We start from the raw sequence: 19,599 nt of genomic DNA on the forward strand, positions 1-19,599 counted from the left end.
ATATTGACTACTACAACAGCAGAAGAATTAGCCTGAAATTAAAAGGTCTGAGTCCAATTGAATATCGAACCCAGACCTATGTGCCTCGTGTTTAACTGTCCAACTTTTTGGGGTCAGTACAACCCGAGGCTACTCCCTCAACTCCCAACAAGTTGAGAGTAGCCTCTTATTCTTTTTTTGACAAGGAGTAAAAGGCATGACGCCATTAAAAACTGCGTTAGGCATCGTCTTTATTATTTGCCTGACGATAGCGATCTTTACCTTTATTACTCGCGGTAAGTTATGCGAGTTTTCAATAAAGGGTGAACATCAGGAGGTGGCGGCAAAATTAGCCTGCAACGCAGGCTAACCTCTACGGGCGGAACAGCCGTTCCGCCCGGCTTGTAGGATGTTGAGGTCTTAATGCACCCATTTTTTTCTTCCGCCGCCGCGATTATACTGCGCGGCGTGTACCCAGATGATAAGAATCCATGAAACCCATTTTTCTGCTGTTATTCTTTTTAACCTCCCTTGCCCATGCAGATGAGATAGGCAGCCAGTACCTGAAGCAGGCGGAAGCCGGCGATGCCCGTGCCCAGTATTATCTTGCTGATACGTACTTCAGTTCCGGCGACAGCAAGCTGGCCGCGCTGTGGGCCGAAAAAGCTGCAAAAGGCGGCGATGTTGACGCAATGGCGCTGTTGTCGCAAATCCACTTTACGCAGGGCGATTACGCCCAGGCCAAAGCTCTGGCGCAGCAGGCCAATATTGCAGGCAGCAAACGCGGCGCGATTATGCTGGCCCGCGTGCTGGTCAATACTCAGGCCGGTAAAACCGACTATCCTCAGGCCATTAAGCTGCTGCAAACGGCGACCGAAGATATCGACAACGATTCAGCGGTCGATGCGCAAATGCTGCTCGGGCTGATTTATGCCAACGGCGTAGAGGTGGCGCAGGATGATATGCAGGCCGCCTCATGGTTCAAGCGCAGTTCAGCACTTTCACGTACGGGCTACGCCGAGTACTGGGCGGGGATGTTGTTCAGGCAGGGCGAGAAAGGCTTTATCACGCCAAACAAACAGAAAGCCTTGTACTGGTTGAACCTGAGCTGCACTGAAGGGTTTGATACGGGCTGCGAAGAGTTTGATGCGTTGAGCGGGGAATAATCTGCCGGGTGGCGGCTTCGCCTTACCCGGCCTACAAAATCCGTAGGCCCGGTAAGCGCAGCGCCACCGGGCTTTTTACATTACCGATCGGCCGTCTTATCAAAACGACCCAGCACCTCGCGTTCGTACGCCAGCGCCTTTTTACGATCGAATTTATGTTCCCACTTGGCGATAACCAGCACCGCCAGCGCGTTACCCACCACGTTCAGCGCCGTACGCGCCATGTCGAGGATACGGTCTACACCCGCGATAAACGCCAGGCCTTCCAGCGGAATGCCGACGCTGCCCAGCGTCGCCAGCAGCACCACGAACGACACGCCCGGTACGCCTGCGATGCCTTTAGACGTCACCATCAGCGTCAGCACCAGTACGATCTCCTGCCACAGCGACAGGTCAATGCCGTACAGCTGCGCAATAAAGATAGCGGCAATACTCTGGTACAGCGTGGAACCGTCCAGGTTAAAGGAGTAACCGGTCGGCACCACGAAGCTGGTGATCGACGCTGGCGCGCCGTAGGCTTCCATCTTCTCAATAATACGCGGCAGCACGCTCTCTGAGCTTGCCGTGGAGTAGGCCAGAATCAGCTCATCCTTCAGGATACGGATTAGGATCCAGATGCTCAGCCCGCAGAGGCGCGCCACGATGCCCAGCACCACCAGCGCAAAGAACAGGATGGCGAAGTGCACCAGGATCACCAGCTTCGCCAGCGGCCAGAGCGAGGCAAAACCAAAGTTCGCCACGGTGACGGCGATCAGCGCAAACACCCCTACAGGCGCGTAGCGCATCACCATGTGGGTCACTTTAAACATGGTTTCAGAGATAGAGCGGAACACGGTCACCAGCGGTTCGCGGTGCGTTGCCGGCAGTGAAGAGAGCCCCAGGCCAAACAGCACCGAGAAGAAGATAATTGGCAGCATCTCACCTTTCGCCATCGACGCCACGATGTTGGTCGGCACCAGAGAAAGGATTGTGCCCATCAGGCCGTGCGCATGGCTCTGCACGTCAGCGGTCGTACTTTGGTATTTCGAAATATCCACCGTAGCCAGCTGCGACATATCGATCCCGGAACCCGGCTGGAACACGTTCGCCAGGGTAATGCCGAGAACGATCGCAACCGTAGTGATCACTTCGAAATAGATAATGGTTTTCGCACCAATACGGCCAAGCTGCTTCGCGTCGCCGACGCCCGCAATACCGACCACCAGCGTCGAGATCACAATCGGTACCACGATCATCTTGATCAGATGAATAAAGATATCCCCAGCCGGGGAAAGCAGGTTCGCAATCAGCCATTCGCGGCTGTCGCTGTGATAGTGGAGGTAACTGCCCAGCAGGATGCCCAGCACAAGGGCGATTAAGATCTGCCAGGCCAGGCTCACTTTAACGTTTTTCATAGAAACTGACTTCCTCAATGAAGCGCCTTATTCATCAAAACTGCATGAATATGGGGACATACTGAAAGGGTATGAATTGTGTTGCGTCGATTTATGGGATTTTTTAACGCGGCGTATGAGTATCATTTGCGCGGCATGTTGCGCAAGCCTTAAAGAACGGCCCATTTCACTCGTAAAAGCAACTGTGACGGGAGTTTCTCCTGATTCTGATAAATAACCTTCTGTTATAAAAACGCTTTTTTAAACATAAATGTGAATAATCGTCAGCATAAATTATTTTCCTTCAAAGTTTCATTCGCTCATTTTTCAACCTGTTCAAACAATGCGTGATCTGTAGCCCAAATAATAAACAAAGCTTGTAAAGCCCCTACAATTAACGTTTTAGTGACATATTATTAACATCTTACAAGGAGAAAAAAAGCCATGAGCCAAATACACAAACATGACATTCCCGCTAATATTGCGGACCGTTGCCTGATAAACCCGGAGCAGTACCACGAGAAGTATCAGCAATCTATCACCGCCCCGGATGCCTTCTGGGGTGAGCAGGGCCATATCCTTGACTGGATCAAGCCATATCAGAAGGTGAAGAACACCTCCTTTGCGCCCGGCAATGTCTCCATTAAATGGTATGAAGATGGCACCCTGAACCTGGCGGCAAACTGCCTCGATCGTCACCTTGCCGAGCGCGGGAACGAGACGGCCATCATCTGGGAAGGCGATGACGCCTCGCAGAGCAAGCACATTACCTATAAAGAACTGCACCGCGACGTGTGCCGCTTCGCCAACGTCCTGCTGGAAAAAGGCATTAAAAAAGGCGATGTGGTCGCGATCTATATGCCGATGGTGCCGGAAGCGGCTGTCGCCATGCTGGCCTGCGCGCGTATCGGCGCGATTCACTCTGTTATCTTCGGCGGCTTCTCCCCGGAAGCGGTGGCGGGCCGTATTGTCGATTCCAGTTCAAAACTGGTGATCACCGCCGATGAAGGCGTGCGCGCCGGACGCGGTATCCCCCTGAAGAAAAACGTCGACGAAGCGCTGAAAAACCCGAACGTCAAAACGGTCAGCAACGTCATCGTCCTTAAGCGCACCGGCGGTAAAATCGACTGGCACGAGGGGCGCGACCTGTGGTGGAGCGATCTGATTGAAAAAGCGAGCGACCAGCATCAGCCGGAAGAGATGAACGCTGAAGATCCGCTTTTCATTCTCTATACCTCCGGCTCAACCGGTAAGCCGAAAGGCGTGCTGCACACCACCGGCGGCTATCTGGTTTACGCGGCCACTACCTTCAAATACGTCTTCGACTACCACCCGGGCGACATCTACTGGTGTACCGCCGACGTGGGCTGGGTGACCGGGCACAGCTACCTGCTGTATGGCCCGCTGGCCTGCGGCGCAACCACGCTGATGTTTGAGGGCGTCCCCAACTGGCCGACCCCGGCGCGGATGTGCCAGGTCGTCGACAAGCACCAGGTCAATATTCTTTACACCGCGCCAACGGCGATCCGCGCATTGATGGCGGAAGGTGACAAGGCCATCGAAGGCACCGACCGCTCTTCGTTGCGCATCCTCGGGTCAGTGGGTGAGCCCATTAACCCGGAAGCCTGGGAGTGGTACTGGAAGAAAATCGGCAACGAGAAATGTCCGGTGATGGACACCTGGTGGCAGACCGAAACCGGCGGCTTTATGATCACCCCGATGCCGGGCGCCACGCAGCTGAAAGCCGGCTCGGCAACCCGTCCGTTCTTCGGCGTCCAGCCTGCGCTGGTGGATAACGAAGGCAACCCGCTGGACGGGGCCACCGAAGGTAACCTGGTTATCGTCGACTCCTGGCCGGGCCAGGCGCGGACCCTGTTCGGCGATCACGATCGCTTCGAGCAGACCTACTTCTCGACCTTTAAAAACATGTACTTCAGCGGCGACGGCGCGCGTCGTGATGAAGATGGCTATTACTGGATCACCGGCCGCGTGGACGACGTGCTGAACGTCTCCGGCCACCGTCTGGGCACCGCGGAGATTGAATCGGCCCTGGTATCGCATCCGAAGATTGCCGAAGCCGCCGTTGTTGGGATCCCGCACAACATCAAAGGCCAGGCGATTTACGCCTACGTCACGCTGAATCATGGAGAAGAACCGTCGCCAGAGCTGTACACCGAAGTGCGTAACTGGGTGCGCAAGGAGATTGGCCCGCTGGCGACGCCGGACGTGCTGCACTGGACCGACTCGCTGCCGAAGACCCGCTCCGGCAAAATTATGCGCCGTATTTTGCGCAAAATCGCGGCGGGGGATACCAGCAACCTCGGCGATACCTCAACGCTCGCGGATCCTGGCGTGGTGGACAAACTGCTCGAAGAGAAGCAGGCCATCGCAATGCCATCGTAATCTTTTCTCCCTCTCCCCGTGGGAGAGGGCCGGGGTGAGGGCATCAGACCGCACCTTCCTCCCCTCACCCTAACCCTCTCCCCAAAGGAGAGAGGGGACTAAAAACAAACCAACCTTACCTTTGGAGACTCTGTGATGAATAACGATATTTGTCAGCAGATAGAGAATAGTGCGCACTACAGGGAGCTCGTCGATAAGCGGCAACGGTTTGCCTTCACCCTTTCCATCATCATGCTGATTATCTATGTCGGCTTTATTCTGCTGATCGCCTTTGCACCGCACTGGCTGGGCACCCCGCTGCATGCGGGCACCAGCGTCACGCGCGGCATTCCCATTGGCATTGGCGTGATTGTGTTCTCCTTCCTGCTGACCGGCGTCTACGTCTGGCGCGCGAACGGTGAATTCGATCGTCTTAATAAAGCGGTTCTGCAAGAGGTAAAAGCATCATGAAGCGAGTTCTGACGGCGCTCGCCGCCACCCTCCCCTTTGCCGCCCACGCGGCGGATGCCATTACCGGCGAAGTCCAGCGCCAGCCGACCAACTGGCAGGCGATTATCATGTTCCTGATCTTCGTTCTGCTGACGCTGTACATTACGTACTGGGCGTCGAAACGCGTGCGCTCGCGTAACGATTACTACACCGCCGGGGGCAACATTACCGGCTTCCAGAACGGGCTGGCGATTGCAGGAGATTTTATGTCCGCCGCCTCGTTCCTCGGGATCTCCGCGCTGGTGTACACCTCCGGCTATGACGGCCTGATTTACTCTCTCGGCTTCCTCGTCGGCTGGCCGATCATTCTGTTCCTGATTGCCGAGCGCCTGCGTAACCTGGGCCGCTACACCTTCGCGGACGTCGCATCCTATCGACTGAAGCAGGGACCGATTCGCACCCTCTCCGCCTGCGGCTCGCTGGTGGTGGTGGCGCTGTATCTGATTGCGCAGATGGTGGGCGCGGGTAAACTGATCGAACTGCTGTTCGGCCTCAACTACCACATCGCCGTGGTGCTGGTGGGCGTGCTGATGGTGATGTACGTCCTGTTCGGCGGCATGCTGGCGACCACCTGGGTGCAGATCATCAAAGCCGTCCTGCTGCTGTTCGGCGCCAGCTTTATGGCCTTTATGGTGATGAAGCACGTCGGCTTCAGCTTCAATAACCTGTTCACTGAAGCGATGGCGGTCCATCCGAAAGGAGAAGCGATCATGAGCCCGGGCGGGCTGGTGAAAGACCCAATATCCGCGCTCTCTCTCGGTCTCGGTCTGATGTTTGGTACGGCTGGCCTGCCGCACATCCTGATGCGCTTCTTTACCGTAAGCGACGCGCGTGAAGCACGCAAAAGCGTCTTCTACGCCACCGGCTTCATGGGTTACTTCTACATCCTGACCTTTATCATCGGCTTTGGCGCGATCATGCTGGTGGGGGCGAATCCGGCGTTTAAAGACGCGGCGGGCGCGTTGATTGGCGGTAACAACATGGCGGCGGTGCATCTGGCGGACGCGGTAGGCGGCAACCTGTTCCTCGGCTTTATCTCCGCCGTGGCCTTCGCCACCATTCTGGCGGTGGTTGCGGGGCTGACCCTCGCCGGCGCGTCGGCGGTATCGCATGACCTCTACGCCAACGTCTTCCGCAAGGGCGCGAGCGAGCGCGATGAGCTGAAGGTTTCAAAAATCACCGTGCTGGTGCTGGGCGTCGTGGCGATCCTGCTGGGCATTCTGTTTGAGAAGCAGAACATCGCCTTTATGGTGGGGCTGGCCTTCTCGATTGCGGCAAGCTGCAACTTCCCGATCATCCTGCTCTCCATGTACTGGTCGAAACTGACCACCCGTGGCGCGATGATTGGCGGCTGGCTGGGGCTGCTGACGGCGGTGATCCTGATGATTCTGGGCCCAACGATTTGGGTGCAGATCCTCGGTCACGCTAGCGCCATTTTCCCGTATGAATACCCGGCGCTGTTCTCGATCGCCGTGGCGTTTATCGGCATCTGGTTCTTCTCGGCCACCGACAACTCGCCGGAGGGTAACCTGGAGCGTGAGAAATTCCGCGCCCAGTTTATCCGTTCACAAACCGGCCTGGGCGTTGAGCAGGGCCGCGCGCACTAAGCCTTTCTCCCCGGTCATACCGGCCGGGGAGCTTAAAACATCACCCACGCCACCAGCGGCGCAATCAGGACCATCACTACGCCCGACAGCATCATTACCAGGCTTGCGACAACGCCCTCCTGCTGCCCCAGCTCATAGGAACGTGCCGTGCCCGCGCCGTGCGACGCCGCGCCAAACCCCGCGCCTTTCGCCATCCCTTCCCGAATGGAAAGCCGCAGAAACAGCACGTCGCCCACCGCCATCCCGAAGACGCCCGTCACCACCACAAACAGCGCCACCAGATCCGGCTGCCCGCCGAGCGGTTTTGCCGCGGCCAGCGCAAACGGCGTTGTGACCGAGCGCACCGCCAGGCTGCGCTGGATTTCATCCGAGAGGGTAAACAGCCGGGCCAGCCAGACGGAGCTGCACACGGCGACCACCGTGGCGGTGAGGACGCCAGCGCTGAGCGACATCCAGTGGCGTTTGATGATCGCCAGGTTGTCATAAACGGGCACGGCAAAGGCGATGGTCGCGGGGCCGAGCAGCCACAGCAGCCAGTGGGATTCACCGATGTAGTTTTGCCAGGAGATATGGCCGAAGACCAGCATCATCACCAGCAGGATCGGCGTGAAGACCAGCGGCATCAGCGGCAGGGCATGAAAACGACGATACAGCCGCTTGTTGGCAAAGTAGATCGCCAGCGTCGCCACCAGGCACAGGATGCTGACCTGAAAATTAGTCATGTTTGTGCCTGCTGATTTCAAACCGGTAGACTTTATCCACCACCCAGGCCGTCGCCCCCAGCACCATCAGCGTACTCAGCGCGATAACCGCGAAGATCCGCCAGCCATCCACCATCAGCAGCTGCGCATAGTTCACCACCGCCACCACGGCAGGAACAAAGAACAGCAGCATCTCCGCCAGCAGCCAGCGCGCCCCGGCGCGCACCCAGTTGAGGGGGATCACGCGACAGAGGATGAGCGTCAACATCAGCAGCATCCCGACAAGATTGGCAGGCAGCGGCAGATGCAGCCAGCCGACAAGATATTCGGCGAAAACGAACAGTCCCGCGTAGAGCAGTACCTGAACCGGGACCTGGAGTCGTTGCACAACGGCAGGCGTAACACGGCTTAACGCCACGGCCATGGGGGTTTTCCTCAAAATTGAGACGGAGCGCCAGTATAGAGAGCGCACGTCAGTGAAAGAAATGAATTAAAATCATCAAAGGTATAGTTTCGAGGAATAATCATGGACATAAGAACGCTGCGCTATTTTGTCGAGGTGGTTCGCCAGCAAAGTTTTACCCGCGCAGCGGAGAAGTTGTTCGTTACCCAGCCCACCATCAGCAAGATGCTGAAAAACCTCGAAGATGAACTGAACTGTACCCTGCTGATCCGCGACGGCCGCAAGCTGCTGCTGACCGACACCGGACGCGTGGTGTTCGAACGCGGGCTGGCGATTCTGGCGGAGTTCCGCCAGCTGGAAGCGGAGCTGGGCGATATTAATCATCTGACCAAAGGGGTGCTTCGCCTCGGCATTCCGCCCATGGTCGGCATGATGATGGCCGGGCCGATTAGCCTGTTTCGCCAGCGCTATCCCGGCGTTGAGCTGAAGATTTCGGAGTTTGGTGGCTTAACCGTCCAGCAGGCCGTCACCAACGGCGAACTCGACGTGGCAATGACCGCCCTGCCCGTGGAGGAGGAGAGCGGTCTGGCAACCCTGCCGCTGTTTAGCCATCCGCTTTGCGTCCTGGCGCCACGCTCCGGAGACTGGCTGAAGATTGACTCGGTAAAGCCCGAGCTGCTCGGTGAACATCCCCTGCTGATCTACAACGAAGACTTCGCCTTAAGCCGCCAGCTGATGACGCTGTTTAACCAGCATAACGTGAAGCCGCGCATTGCGGTGCGCAGCGGACAGTGGGATTTTCTGGCGGCGATGGTGCAGGCCGGCGTGGGGATTGCCATTCTGCCGCAGCCGATTTGCGAGCGGCTGGATAAAAACACGCTGCGCTGGATCCCGTTGGAGAGCGAGCTGCACTGGCAGCTGGGGATGATCTGGCGTGAAGGGGTGTATCTGTCGCAGAGCGCGCAGGCGTGGCTGGAGTGCTGTAAGGGGTTTTGGGTGCGGTCTGAATAGCCGGGTGGCGGCTTCGCCTCACCGGGCCTACAGGTTTCGTAGGCCCGGTAAGCGCAGCGCCACCGGGCAAAAAGCTACTGATTCTCTATCAACAACGCTTCCAGCAGGTCCAGATCGTGGAGCAGCTTTTGCAGCGTCTCGTTGCTGATCTGGCGCGTAGCGCGCAGATGGTAAAGCTCGGCACGCTCTGAACGCAGCGCCGCCAGGCGGAACCGGCGCTCCAGGTTCTCCTCCTGCAGCGAGCTTTCCACATCGTTACGCCCGTCCGCGCGGCGGCGCAGGTTACCAATCACGCGGGAACTCACTTCCGTCAGCAGCTGGTTGTCGATGTTCTCTTCCGCATCTGCGGCCAGACGCTCTTCCATTTTCTGGATCGCGACAATCGCCACTTCGGCGGTGGCCGCCCGGGCAATACGCTCCTCTTTATGCTGCTGGGTCGAATCACCGGCATCAATATGCTGAAGTAAAATCGGCAGCATAATCACCCCAACAAACAGGGAGAACAGAATCACGCCCGCCGCCAGGAAGACCAGCTCGTAGCGCGCCGGGAAGACGTCGCCCGTCGGCAGCAGCAGCGGAATCGAGAGCACACCGGCAAGGGTGATCGCCCCGCGAACGCCCGCAAAGGAGGCGATCAGCAGCTCACGCGTTGTCCACGCGCCGAACTCCATCGGCTTTTTCTTCAGGAAGCGCACGCTGAAGTTTTTCATCGTCCACAGCCAGCCGAAACGCACCAGCATCAGCGCCAGGTAGATCAGCACGACGTCGGTAAACAGCATCCAGACTTCCACGTTCGGGTCGGCTTCGGCCGCCACCAGCGAGGATTCCATAATGCCCGGCAGCTGCAGGCCCAGCAGCAGGAACACCATGCCGTTAAAGACAAACTCCAGCATGGCCCAGGTGCTGTTGGCGCGCAGGCGCATGGCCAGCGGCGCGCGGCGCATTACGCCGGAACGGGTGATGGTCATCCCCGCCGCCACCGCCGCCAGAATGCCCGACACGCCGATGTGTTCGGCAATCAGATAAGAGGCAAACGGCAGCAGGAACAGCAGTACGATTTGGGTAGCAGGCTCATCGCCGCCCCAGCGGCTGAGGAAGCGCAATGAGCGGCCGTACAGCCAGCTCACCACGAAGCCCGCCAGAATGCCGCCAATGGCCACCTTGAAGAATTCCAGGGTCGCGCCGCCAACGGTAAAGACCATCGTGCCCATGGCAACGGCCACGGCAAACTTCAGGGCGACCAGGCCGGAGGCGTCGTTCATCAGCGCCTCCCCCTGTAAAATCCCCATGATTTTCTTCGGAATGCGGCCTTCACCCACAATGCCGGACAGCGCCACGGCATCGGTTGGCGACAGCACGGCGGCCAGCGCAAAAGCCGGTATTAATGGAATACCCGGCACCGTCCAGTAGATCAGAAAACCAATCCCGACGACGGTGACCACCACCAGCGCCAGCGCCAGGCCGAAGATTTCTCGCCCGTGCTCAAGGAATTCGCGCGTGGGCGTTTTCCAGCCATCGGCAAACAGCAGTGGCGGAATGAACAGCACGAGGAACAGTTCGGGGTCAAATTCCACGTGCAGGCCAAACGTCGGCCACGCAAGCAGCGCGCCGATGGCAATTTGCATTAATGGCAGGGGGACCTGAAAGGGCAGTACGCGTGTAACCACCCCGGATAGCGAGACCACAAGGGTCATGATGAGTATTGTGAAGAAGATTTCCATGCGTTCCCTGTTTGCTGTGTTGCTTATGTACTCCGGAAGGCGTCGTGCCTTTTATTCTATCTTCCTCAGAGTAACGCAAAAGGCAACAGGATGAGTCCTGAAAATAAAAACGGGCGGCCCGAGCCACCCGTTTTCGCATCAAAGGACAACTTAGATTGCCCAGCCGCCCGCGTAGAACGCCACCAGCGCCACGGCGATGACCACGGTGCCCACGTTCAGCTTGCGCCATTCTCCGGAGACCAGACGACCAATCACCAGCGACGCGAAGCCGATCATAATGCCGGTCACGATGTTGCAGGTCAGCACGATAAAGACCGCGGTAATCAGGCCTGACATGGCGTCCACGAAGTCCGCAAAGTCGATTTTCGCCACGTTGCTCAGCATCAGCAGGCCAACGTACATCAGCGCTGGCGCGGTCGCGTACGCCGGAACCAGATAGGAGAGCGGAGAGAGGAACAGGATCAGCATGAACAGCACGCCCACGGTGATCGCCGTCAGGCCGGTTTTACCGCCTGCCGCCGTACCCGCTGCGGACTCGATATACACCGCCGCCGGTGCCGCACCCACCAGGCCTGAGAAAACGCTGCTCAGGGAGTCGGTGGTCAGCGCTTTGCCGCCGTCAATAATCTGACCGTCTTTATCCAGCAGGTTCGCCTGACCGGCCACCGCACGAATGGTACCTGTCGCGTCAAACACGGCGGTCATCACCAGCGCCAGCACGCTTGGCAGGATCACCGGGTTCAGCGCGCCGACAATATCCAGGCTGCCAATCAGGGAGTTGCCTTTGTCATCGCTCAGCGACGGCATGGCGAAAATGCCGGAGAAGTGGACGTTAGGGTCGAAAATCAGGCCGACGATGGAAACACCGATAATGGTCAGCAGAATACCGCCCGGGACCTTCAGTTTTTCCAGACCGATAATCACCGCCAGACCGATCAGCGACATGATCACCGGGAAGCTGGCGAAATGACCGAGGGCGACCGGCAGACCGTCCAGCGGATTCTTGATGACCAGACCAACGCCGTTAGCGGCGATAAGCAGAAGAAACAGGCCGATGCCGATACCGGTACCGTGCGCCACGCCCTGCGGCAGGTTGCGCAAAATCCAGCTACGGATGCCCGTCGCTGAAATCACGGTAAACAGCACACCCATCAGGAACACGGCGCCCAGCGCAACCGGTACGCTGATGTGCTGGCCCAGCACCAGGCTGAACGCGGTGAACGCGGTCAGAGAGATGGCGCAACCAATTGCCAGCGGCAGGTTCGCCCAAAGGCCCATCACGATGGAGCCCACCCCGGCCACGAGGCAGGTCGCCACAAACACAGCCGCTGGCGGGAAGCCCGCTTTGCCCAGCATGCCCGGCACAACGATGACGGAATAAACCATCGCCAGAAACGTTGTCAAACCGGCAACGATTTCCTGGCGCACGGTGCTGCCGCGAGCCGAAATTTTAAACATGGCGTCAAGTGAACCGCCGGTACGCGCAGATGGCGTAGACATAGAAAACATCCCCTGAGAGTTTTTTAGGAAGTCCGTAAGCGAGGTGGAGACGCCACTGCCAGCTGAACGTCAAATCCTTGTGTTGCGTTTGTGACGAAAGGGCGTCACAAAAAAAGCAAACGTTTAGCTCCGCGCTTACAAACGGGTGGTCAAATTAAGGCAAACGATTATCTAGCCTAATCCCCGCCCTTTTCAACTGAACTTTATCGTTTTTCGCTAAAATTCCCTTATGACGCTGAAGAAATAAACAGAGGATGCGCAAACGTTATCGTCTATGCGCAATTTGTTTACATTTTCAGTCCTCACCCGGAATGGATAACGGCCCACCCTGTTCCAGGGTTCTTTGCCAGCCGGGGCGGGTCTCTACCCTTGCCTTCCATGCCTGAGTATGCGGCAGGTTGTTGATACCGCCGCGCGCCAGCAGGGCAAAGATCGGGAAGCTCATCTGAATGTCGGCCATGCTGAGCGCATCCCCGGCAAACCAGCTGTTTTTCGCAAGATGCGCCTCAATGAAGCGCGCATGGGTTTCCAGCTGACGGTTGAGATACGCTTTCTGCACCCCCTGCCCCAGCGCTTTGCCCAGGGTTCTGAGGCCAAACGGCACCGGCGGCTTGCCGAAGCTGTTGAAGACCAGCTTCATTAACAGCAGCGGCATCAGCGAGCCTTCGGCGTAATGCAGCCAGAAGCGGTACTGCACCTTATGCGCCGGATCCAGAGGCTTAAGGCGTGACCCGGCGTCGTACGTTTCCTGCAGGTACTCCAGAATGGCACCCGACTCCGCAAGGACCAGTCCGTTATCTTCGATGACCGGTGATTTGCCCAACGGATGCACCTTTTTGAGCGCCTCCGGTGCCAGCATGTTCTTTTCGCGCTGGTAGTGAACGATCTCATAAGGCAGACCGAGTTCCTCCAGCGCCCAGATTACGCGGTGAGAGCGCGACTGGTTAAGGTGGTGTACCGTGAGCATAGTTTTCTCCTGTTATTCATACTTTTTAACTATAGAAAATTGAACAACACCGCGAAAAAAATTCGGCTAAAAACCGGTCAGCGGCGCTGGCGAAAAAACGGGGCTTGCATAGAATTAAAGTATCAGCACAATCCGGAACCTCCCCAACCTGCTCGACACTGAGGGGTGCTGATGTCGGGGGAAACCCTCCCGTGAACCAGCGGGATAGAGAGAAAGACAAAGACCGGGAAAAACTAAAGCGCCCTTTGTGGCGCTTTAGTTCTTTCTTATGCTTTTGCTTTTTGCCGGGTGGCGCTTCGCTTACCCGGCCTACGTTCTCGGTTTTGTAGGTCGGGTAAGGCGCAGCCGCCACCCGACAACAGTTTCCGTAGGTCGGGTAAGGCGCAGCCGCCACCCGACAAACAGTTTCCGTAGGTCGGGTAAGGCGCAGCCGCCATCCGACAAACAGTTTCCGTAGGTCGGGTAAGGCGTAGCCGCCACCCGACAAACAGTTTCCGTAGGTCGGATAAGGCGCAGCCGCTACCCGACGCGCAGGCCGCAGAGACTTACTCTTCCTCCAGCAGCCGCGCCCCCGTCCCCTGCTCGCCCAGCCTGTCGCCGGGGTTACGCAACGGGCAGTCGCTGCGCGACAGGCAGCCGCAGCCAATGCAGCCATCCAGCTCGTCACGCAGGGCGACCAGCGTATGAATACGCCTGTCCAGCTCTTCACGCCACTGGGACGACAGCTCTTTCCACTCTTTCGGGCTCAGCGTGTGGCCTTCCGGCAGCACGCCAAATGCCTCCCCGATCGTGGCCAGGGGAATTCCGATTCGTTGCGCAATTTTGATAATCGCCACGTAGCGAAGCACGTCGCGGGTATAGCGACGCTGGTTGCCCCCGTTACGGATGCTCTTGATTAACCCTTTGCTTTCATAGAAGTGGAGTGCAGATACCGCAACGCCGCTTCGCTTCGCCACTTCGCCGGGGGTTAACAGCGCTTTAATGCGCGGCAATCTCTTTTCCATAAAACCTCTTTACCTCAAGTTAACTTGAGGAATTATACTCCCCCGCAGAGAAAACGACGAATTAACCGAGATAGTTGTATCTACAGAGGGGCAACCTTATGTCGCATCAGCAAATTATTCAGACGCTTATTGAATGGATTGATGAACATATCGACCAACCGTTGAACATTGATGTGGTCGCCAAAAAGTCGGGCTATTCGAAATGGTACTTACAGAGAATGTTCCGCACGGTCATGCATCAGACGCTGGGTGAGTACATTCGCCAGCGCAGGCTGCTGCTGGCGGCACAGGCGCTACGCTCAACGCAGCGGCCAATTTTTGATATTGCGATGGACCTGGGCTATGTGTCGCAACAAACCTTTTCCCGCGTGTTTCGCCGCGAGTTTGACCGCACGCCAAGCGACTATCGCCATCAGCTGAATTAATCACCCTCAGTGCAAAGGTTGCTGCTGCCAGGTCATGAATTCCTGGGGCGGCATCGCTTTCGCGAAGTGCCATCCCTGACAAAACTGAACGCCGCGCTTCAACAGCCAGCTCACCTGCTCTGCCGTCTCGACCCCTTCCGCAATGGTTTTCAGCCGCAGGCTTTGCGCCATCTCGATAATATGCTCGGCGATCAGGTGGCTGGTGCTGTTGGTCGTTAAGGTATCGATAAACGATTTATCGATTTTCAAAATATCCACGTTCAGCGAGTAGAGGTTGTGCAGGTTCGAGTAACCGGTTCCGAAATCATCGATGGCGACTTCATACCCCGCCTGACGGAAGGCCTGAATCACCGGCGTGGTTTTAGGCACATCGATAAAACCGCGTTCCGTCACTTCGATTTTGATTTGCTGCGCGCGGACAGCGTAGTGGCGGGCCTTGTCGGAAATCATGGCAATCAGCCGCGAGGAGTGGAAATCCGTCGCCGACAGGTTAATCGAAATATAGAGATGCGGATGCTCGGCCAGGAAATGGCCCAGATCGTTGAATACCTCTTCAACGACATAGTCCGTAATCCGCTCGCTCATCCCCTCATTTTCCGCCAGCGGAATAAACTCCGCCGGGCTCATCACCTGCCCGTTAAAACCCGGCCAGCGTAACAGCGCCTCTGCCCCCACGCACTGGTTATTCTTAATATCAATAATCGGCTGATAATGCAGGCAAAGCTGACGTTTGTTCAGCGCCCGGTGCAGCAGACGCCCCGGCGAGTTAAGCTCGCGGTGGGTACGGGACCAGACCAGCAAAATAATAATGCTGCAGATCATCCCCAGCGGCAGCGTCAGCGTCGCCTGATGATAGAGCGTTTCATAAAAACGTTTATTTGACGTCGACACGATAGCGGCAATAGGCCGTTTTGGCGACTTCACGACGGTATAGAAACGGTTATCTTTTTGAAATACCGATTCCTTATCCCGAATCATCGAATTTAATAAAGCAACATTGGCTTTCTGACTGACGGAAAAGAACGCATTGGTTACCGTGTCGTACACGCCCCACGAAAGAGAATGATCCGCGGACATGACTTCGCTGTATGAAAGCGGATTGACTACCACCACATAATTCCCGCGCTGCATATATGTCATTTTATAGCCAGTATAAAATGGGGTATCGCGATAATAATAGATAGCGACGTCAGGTTTACGCGTGTAATTAGCGACGGGGATAGCGTAGGGGCGATCCGGTGTAAAAACGGTCGAACAAAGAAAATTCTGACCTTCCGCGTAAATTAAATCGGCGACAAACAGGCGGCCGCGAACAACGTTCAGCATATATTGACGATGGCCCGGCGTGCAAAGGCCACCCCGATATTTTTCAGCCTCATCACGCGCCAGATCAACCTGCTGAATAACCAGCTCTGTTTTGTCTAAAGCCAGTTCAGCAAATGTGCGTAGCTGGGCGCTTGTTTCCGACACGGCACGTAGCTGGGCAAACCATAGCGCAAGCATCACCGGCAGCATAACTACCATGATGATCCCTACCACTCTGAGCATTTTGCGCCGCGCGCTACGATTCATTTCCCGCCCTATATCCCTGCATGTTGTACGCCTGTAGTAATGAAGGCCGGATGCTGTGTTAAACAGGTGATTACGTTGCATGAATCATGCGAAGTTAGCAACTGACTTTTCGTATTAAAAATCTTAAATTTCGTTATGACGATAATATTTTCCCGTAAGTTAAACTGTAAGTATTCGTTCAGTTTCAATTAAGGAAAATAATTATCCAGCCCGCCAGGGCTGGCGCGAAGATAACACAACAGACCATTGTTGATTTATAAATAATCAGTCTTCACCACAATATTTTCAGGTTCGGCTGAGAATAATGCCCCTCTTATAAAAACCGAATTGCGGGCAGCGCCACGTGCCCAAAGGACCTTAACGGCGCGTTGTGGATCAGCTCCTCGTGCATCGAAGGCACGGCATGCCTGCAAAATCCTCTTTTTTGATTGCACAGATACTGGCGAATAAATCAACAAATGTGATATAGTTCACACATATTCTGTAACGAGAAACACCGTTTCATTCAGTTCGTCTGTTTTGTAGAGGATGGGTTTATGGCAGCCATTACTACCAGCATGGTTCTCCTGCGCTGGCCTTTGTTGAGTGCGGTACTGATGTTTTTAGCCAGCACGCTGAACATTCAGTTTCGTAAATCCGACTATGCCGGTCTTGCGGTAATCAGCACCCTGCTGGGGCTTGGGGCCGCATGCTGGTTCGCGACGGGCCTGCTTGGCATCACCCTGGTGGATATCGCTGCCGTCTGGGAAAATATTAAAGTGGTGATGGTTGAGGCGATGAGCCACACGCCGCCAGACTGGCCGATGGTGATTACCTGATCGGCGTCTCCCCCCGCGTAGCCAGGGGGAATGGCGTCAAAAAATACCTTTCTTCCGCACTTTCTGCATTTTCTGCGTCGGCGTATCAACGTCGCTGAGCGCCACCTCTTCCTGCCCGCTGCTGCGCTCCGACGCCGTCGGGCTGACGGTTTTTGCTGCCATCCGCAGCTGCTGAAGAGCCAGCTTCTGCTGCTCCATCAGCGGCCTGAGCGCGGCAATCTCTTCGCGGATCTTCTGCAGCTCCGCCAACTGCTCCGACGCGGCATCGCTCTGCGGCTGCGGCTGAAGCTCCGACAGCAGCGCCGCCAGCGACAGAGGTTCACGCCCCAGCGATTCCGCCACGTGGTGGCACAGCGACGGGTCCAGCAGGTGCAGCTGAAGCCCCGCCAAATATACGTTGCGGTGAAACGCGCGGATTTCCATATTCGTATCGTCGATGCTGTCAGACTGATTCATCGACTGATGCCATTTCTGCAGCTGCTGCATCGCGCGCATGTCCGCGCGCGACTGGTCCGGCGTCAGGTGAAGGGAGAGATTTACGCGGCGGATTTGCCCCTTACGCATTCTCGCCCACCTCGGCCATCAGCGGCTCATCGACCGCCTCCGCGCCCGACTCCGAATGATAGAGGCAAATCTCGCGCGACAGCGCGCTCTGCGGGTTCTCAATGGTGACTACTCGGTCGCCGAGCGTCGCATAGGCCTCGCGGATCGCGCCTTCAATCAGGTGCGCACCGCCGCCGACCAGATACACGCGGTTCGGGTTTTTCGCGAATTTTTTCGCCTCGTAGGCCACCTGGTCGCCCAGCTCCTGAATCTTGATCTCAATCTTTTCGAGAATGTCGCCAATGCGCGACTCATCGTTCACCACGCTGCGGACGAACCCGGCGTCGTGGCGGCGCTTGATAAGCTCATTCGCCACCAGATAGCTGGAGTCGCTGTCCGCCGCCGCCAGCAGCTTGCGCGTGGCGTCGGTGACCATCGCGACGCCAATCTCGTTATTGCCGTAAATCGCCGACACGTCGTCAAACTCGCCGACCACGATGCCCATATCCAGCGTCGTACCGCCGCAGTCGATCACCAGCGATTTGGTAAATTCGTTCACGTTGGAGTTCAGAAGATGCGATAGCGCGGCGGGCAGGCTCTCCGGCATGACCTGAACGTCAACGATGCGGAACAGCTCGCCCTTGTTCAGGCTGATGTCGCGCATCAGGTTCTGGCGTTTCGCTTCAATGCGCTCTTCGTTGCGCTGGCAGTCGTCCGGCTTGTAGAACTGGGTGATCGGCAGGGTAACAATCACCTCGACCTCGCAGGGCGCAACGCCGGTTTGCAGCAGCGCGTGGTGAACCGCCAGCAGGTTTAAATCATCATATTGGTAATCAATGTGCGTGGTGGAGAGCGCTTTGTCGGAGGTAGCGTCGTAAGTGTATTTGGTGGTGCCGATGGTGTAGTTATATACCGCCTGGCCGCGCAGCAGCGCCGCGCTTTTCCAGTCCTTGCGGAAGGAGTTCGGCGAGACCACGGTTTTCAGCGTACCGTTTTCAATCCAGCTGATTTTGACGTTGGTAGAGCCATCGTCAATGGCAAATTTTTTACGCATCAGGTTCATAAAAAGTTTCTCAGTCAATCTTTTAAAAATAAGGGGCCATCCGTGGCGGCGCATCCCTTGAGGGGTATTCAGCGTCAGGTCGTTACAGCACGGCCTCTTCGGTTAATATCCGGCGGGCACCGAGGTAGTGGTCCTGCCAGAAGCGGTCGGAAAGCTGGCTCACGCGAATGTTCAGGCCGGTTCGCGGCGCTTCGATAAATTGCCCGTCTCCGAGATAAACGCCAACGTGGTCGGCTCCGGGACGATCGTTGATATTGAAAAAGACCAGGTCGCCGCGGCGGAGCTTGTCCTGACCGACGGGGCGCAGCGTGCGGTCCTGGAACATACCGTTGGCGGTGCGCGGCAGGTTGCGGCTCAGCACCGGATTAAAGGCATAAAACACCAGGCCGCTGCAGTCGAAGCCCTGCTCGGGCGTCTGGCCGCCCCAGACGTAGGGCTTGCCGATCTGCTGCTGCAGCAGGCGGATAACCTGCCTGAGCGAAGCCTGCAGCCGCGGGCTTACCCGCTCGCCCGGCAGCGGCTCCCAGATCATGTCCGTGGAGAGCGTTCCCGGCTGCCAGCGCCTGTGCATCGCCAGCAGCTCGCGGTTTTGCGCACGCTCAAGGCGGCGCTGCTCGCTGATGCGGCGCTTCTGCTCCGGCGTCAGGGGCACAACGGCAAGGCGGGTCCGCGACGTTTTAAGCAGCATTTCCCGGTTGCGCTTCCTGGCCTTTTCCGCGCGTTCCTTCTCCGCAACGGTCATTTTTTCACCGCGCGGTGCGGCCTGCGCGGCCGCGCTGCACGCCATCACGAGCGCGGCGGCAAGCGCGAGGCCCGCGGCTTTCTGAAAGTGGGTAAGGGTGAACATCGTCAAA

The 19,599-nt window shown here is 57.0% G+C and carries 20 protein-coding genes; 9 read left to right on the plus strand and 11 right to left on the minus strand.

Going from position 1 to position 19,599, the window contains the following annotated elements:
* The 3 genes from ACJBF3_RS17130 to ACJBF3_RS17140 all read left to right on the plus strand — a co-directional run.
* A partial coding sequence (locus ACJBF3_RS17130) for an IS3 family transposase (protein WP_135717608.1) occupies nt 1-95 on the plus strand: 95 nt, incomplete at its 5' end.
* Between the two features lie 101 nt (nt 96-196).
* Nucleotides 197-349 carry a Hok/Gef family protein gene (locus tag ACJBF3_RS17135; RefSeq protein ID WP_045328754.1) on the plus strand — a complete coding sequence of 51 codons (153 nt, stop codon included), beginning with the start codon at nt 197-199 and terminating at the stop codon, nt 347-349.
* 121 nt (nt 350-470) lie between these two features.
* The gene (locus tag ACJBF3_RS17140; RefSeq protein WP_045328756.1) at nt 471-1,145 is read left to right on the plus strand and encodes a tetratricopeptide repeat protein; all 675 of its coding nucleotides are present in this window, start codon (nt 471-473) and stop codon (nt 1,143-1,145) included.
* 80 nt (nt 1,146-1,225) lie between these two features.
* Here ACJBF3_RS17140 and gltP read toward each other — a convergent pair whose 3' ends face one another.
* A complete protein-coding gene (gltP, locus tag ACJBF3_RS17145) occupies nt 1,226-2,539 on the minus strand; it encodes a glutamate/aspartate:proton symporter GltP (protein ID WP_045328758.1) in 1,314 nt (437 codons plus the stop codon).
* A gap of 423 nt (nt 2,540-2,962) precedes the next feature.
* On the opposite strand from gltP, the gene acs reads away from it, so the two are divergent.
* The 3 genes from acs (at nt 2,963) to actP (ending at nt 7,017) form a co-directional block, all read left to right on the plus strand.
* Nucleotides 2,963-4,921: an acetate--CoA ligase gene (acs, locus tag ACJBF3_RS17150; protein WP_045328760.1), complete on the plus strand. Its 1,959-nt coding sequence runs from the start codon at nt 2,963-2,965 to the stop codon at nt 4,919-4,921.
* Between the two features lie 135 nt (nt 4,922-5,056).
* Nucleotides 5,057-5,371, plus strand: a complete 315-nt coding sequence (locus ACJBF3_RS17155; RefSeq protein WP_045328762.1) for a DUF485 domain-containing protein — start codon at nt 5,057-5,059, stop codon at nt 5,369-5,371.
* The gene (actP, locus tag ACJBF3_RS17160; protein WP_045328764.1) at nt 5,368-7,017 is read left to right on the plus strand and encodes a cation/acetate symporter ActP; all 1,650 of its coding nucleotides are present in this window, start codon (nt 5,368-5,370) and stop codon (nt 7,015-7,017) included. Before ACJBF3_RS17155 ends, actP begins: the two co-directional genes overlap by 4 nt.
* Before the next feature lie 32 nt (nt 7,018-7,049).
* On the opposite strand, the gene ACJBF3_RS17165 is transcribed toward actP, so the two are convergent.
* Complete coding sequence (locus ACJBF3_RS17165) at nt 7,050-7,739, minus strand: LrgB family protein (RefSeq protein WP_045328765.1); 690 nt, start codon at nt 7,737-7,739, stop codon at nt 7,050-7,052.
* On the minus strand, nt 7,732-8,142 hold the full coding sequence (locus ACJBF3_RS17170; protein WP_021242769.1) for a CidA/LrgA family protein: 411 nt from the start codon (nt 8,140-8,142) through the stop codon (nt 7,732-7,734). The genes ACJBF3_RS17165 and ACJBF3_RS17170 overlap by 8 nt, the downstream gene beginning before the upstream one ends.
* 102 nt (nt 8,143-8,244) lie before the next feature.
* Between ACJBF3_RS17170 and ACJBF3_RS17175 the strand changes: the two genes are divergently transcribed.
* Nucleotides 8,245-9,132 carry a LysR family transcriptional regulator gene (locus ACJBF3_RS17175; protein ID WP_045328768.1) on the plus strand — a complete coding sequence of 296 codons (888 nt, stop codon included), beginning with the start codon at nt 8,245-8,247 and terminating at the stop codon, nt 9,130-9,132.
* Between the two features lie 74 nt (nt 9,133-9,206).
* On the opposite strand, the gene ACJBF3_RS17180 is transcribed toward ACJBF3_RS17175, so the two are convergent.
* The 4 genes from ACJBF3_RS17180 to soxR form a co-directional block, all read right to left on the minus strand.
* Nucleotides 9,207-10,853, minus strand: coding sequence for a Na+/H+ antiporter (locus tag ACJBF3_RS17180; RefSeq protein ID WP_047716125.1), 1,647 nt, complete (start codon nt 10,851-10,853; stop codon nt 9,207-9,209).
* A gap of 150 nt (nt 10,854-11,003) precedes the next feature.
* The gene (gene ghxP / locus ACJBF3_RS17185) at nt 11,004-12,353 is read right to left on the minus strand and encodes a guanine/hypoxanthine transporter GhxP (RefSeq protein ID WP_008503390.1); all 1,350 of its coding nucleotides are present in this window, start codon (nt 12,351-12,353) and stop codon (nt 11,004-11,006) included.
* A gap of 295 nt (nt 12,354-12,648) precedes the next feature.
* Nucleotides 12,649-13,320 (minus strand): glutathione S-transferase family protein, encoded by a 672-nt coding sequence (locus ACJBF3_RS17190; RefSeq protein WP_045328772.1) that lies wholly within the window; start codon nt 13,318-13,320, stop codon nt 12,649-12,651.
* Between the two features lie 545 nt (nt 13,321-13,865).
* A complete protein-coding gene (soxR, locus tag ACJBF3_RS17195; RefSeq protein ID WP_014882155.1) occupies nt 13,866-14,324 on the minus strand; it encodes a redox-sensitive transcriptional activator SoxR in 459 nt (152 codons plus the stop codon).
* Nucleotides 14,325-14,422: 98 nt separating this feature from the next.
* Here soxR and soxS point away from each other — a divergent pair, with 98 nt between their 5' ends.
* Nucleotides 14,423-14,749, plus strand: a complete 327-nt coding sequence (gene soxS / locus ACJBF3_RS17200) for a superoxide response transcriptional regulator SoxS (RefSeq protein WP_013095071.1) — start codon at nt 14,423-14,425, stop codon at nt 14,747-14,749.
* A gap of 6 nt (nt 14,750-14,755) precedes the next feature.
* On the opposite strand, the gene ACJBF3_RS17205 is transcribed toward soxS, so the two are convergent.
* The gene (locus ACJBF3_RS17205) at nt 14,756-16,321 is read right to left on the minus strand and encodes an EAL domain-containing protein (protein WP_045328775.1); all 1,566 of its coding nucleotides are present in this window, start codon (nt 16,319-16,321) and stop codon (nt 14,756-14,758) included.
* A gap of 536 nt (nt 16,322-16,857) precedes the next feature.
* Between ACJBF3_RS17205 and ACJBF3_RS17210 the strand changes: the two genes are divergently transcribed.
* Nucleotides 16,858-17,139 carry a YjcB family protein gene (locus ACJBF3_RS17210; RefSeq protein ID WP_032644710.1) on the plus strand — a complete coding sequence of 94 codons (282 nt, stop codon included), beginning with the start codon at nt 16,858-16,860 and terminating at the stop codon, nt 17,137-17,139.
* A gap of 36 nt (nt 17,140-17,175) precedes the next feature.
* On the opposite strand, the gene ACJBF3_RS17215 is transcribed toward ACJBF3_RS17210, so the two are convergent.
* The 3 genes from ACJBF3_RS17215 to ACJBF3_RS17225 all read right to left on the minus strand — a co-directional run bounded on the left by ACJBF3_RS17215 (nt 17,176) and on the right by ACJBF3_RS17225 (nt 19,592).
* Nucleotides 17,176-17,703 carry a hypothetical protein gene (locus tag ACJBF3_RS17215; RefSeq protein WP_045328777.1) on the minus strand — a complete coding sequence of 176 codons (528 nt, stop codon included), beginning with the start codon at nt 17,701-17,703 and terminating at the stop codon, nt 17,176-17,178.
* On the minus strand, nt 17,696-18,745 hold the full coding sequence (gene parM / locus ACJBF3_RS17220; protein WP_075210022.1) for a plasmid segregation protein ParM domain-containing protein: 1,050 nt from the start codon (nt 18,743-18,745) through the stop codon (nt 17,696-17,698). Before parM ends, ACJBF3_RS17215 begins: the two co-directional genes overlap by 8 nt.
* Before the next feature lie 82 nt (nt 18,746-18,827).
* Entirely contained in the window at nt 18,828-19,592 is a 765-nt protein-coding gene (locus ACJBF3_RS17225; protein WP_045328779.1) for a C40 family peptidase, read from the minus strand.
* Between the last annotated feature and the right edge of the window lie 7 nt (nt 19,593-19,599).

The sequence above is a fragment of the Enterobacter sp. PP-008-ECC_S150 genome, from assembly GCF_045257065.1.
GTDB lineage: Bacteria > Pseudomonadota > Gammaproteobacteria > Enterobacterales > Enterobacteriaceae > Enterobacter > Enterobacter chengduensis.